General features: G+C 40.4%; 1 protein-coding gene. It reads right to left on the reverse strand.

Annotated features, from left to right (window positions below; genetic code table 11):
- Nucleotides 1-201: 201 nt before the first annotated feature.
- On the reverse strand, nt 202-882 hold the full coding sequence (locus AB0B29_RS37710; RefSeq protein ID WP_362247284.1) for an IS6-like element ISS1N family transposase: 681 nt from the start codon (nt 880-882) through the stop codon (nt 202-204).
- Nucleotides 883-1,042 lie beyond the last annotated feature (160 nt).

The raw sequence follows: 1,042 nt of genomic DNA on the forward strand, positions 1-1,042 counted from the left end.
CAACCAAATCATTATTCGCACTAATCCCGATCGCACAATGATCGGCGCCGACAACAGCCGGATGAAAAAGTGCAAGCGACCGTTAACATCGGCCAGCGTTTTCCATTGACCATTCAGCGTTTAGGCATTAACGGTGAAGGTATTGGCGGTTCTGTTGCGAAGTTTGAAAATCAAACGCGCCCTCTCTGAACTCCAAATATCTTAGGCTGGTATTCCCATTAATACCTTGATTTCAGTAGACACCGAAAAGCCGAAGAGCGTTCCATTTCTTCGGTTCTTTTTATATATTCCTCGAATGGTCTCCATGCCCTTAATCGTGGAAGAGGCTGTACGGAGACTTTGATAAAATTTATTCCGTCGTTTAATAGGTCGATGGTCTTGTTCTATTAAATTGTTAAGATACTTCACAGTTCGGTGCTCTGTCTTAGTATATAAACCCACACTCTGTAACTTTCTAAAGGCGGAGCCAAGAGAAGGTGCTTTATCGGTCACAATTGCTTTCGGCTCACCAAACTGTTTATGGAGTCGTTTTAATAAAGCATAGGCTGCTTGCGTATCCCGTTTCTTTCGTAACCAGATATCTAAGGTTAAGCCGTCCGCATCAATTGCACGATAAAGATAATGCCAACGTCCCTTAATTTTGATATAGGTTTCGTCCATTTTCCATGAATAGAAGGATTGTCTATTTTTCTTCTTCCAAAGATAATAGAGGACTTTGCTGTACTCTTGCACCCAACGATAAATCGTAGTATGACAAACATTTATTCCACGATCATATAACAATTCCTGAACTTCACGATAGCTTAGATTGTAACGCAGGTAGTAACCAACAGCGACAATAATGACGTCTTTTTTGAATTGTTTGCCTTTAAAATGATTCATTACTCTGTCCTCTCTGTCTTTTTTCTCAATTTTACACTAAAATAGATTTTTTGGAAAACTTTGCAACAGAACCTTCCTGCTTATAGACGGACGAATGATACCTTAGAGGAGACCGTCATTCACCTCTTCCGAAAAGGTATTACCATGTCGGAAATCGCAG

This window comes from Streptomyces tibetensis (genome assembly GCF_040647715.1).
Lineage (GTDB): Bacteria > Actinomycetota > Actinomycetes > Streptomycetales > Streptomycetaceae > Streptomyces > Streptomyces tibetensis_A.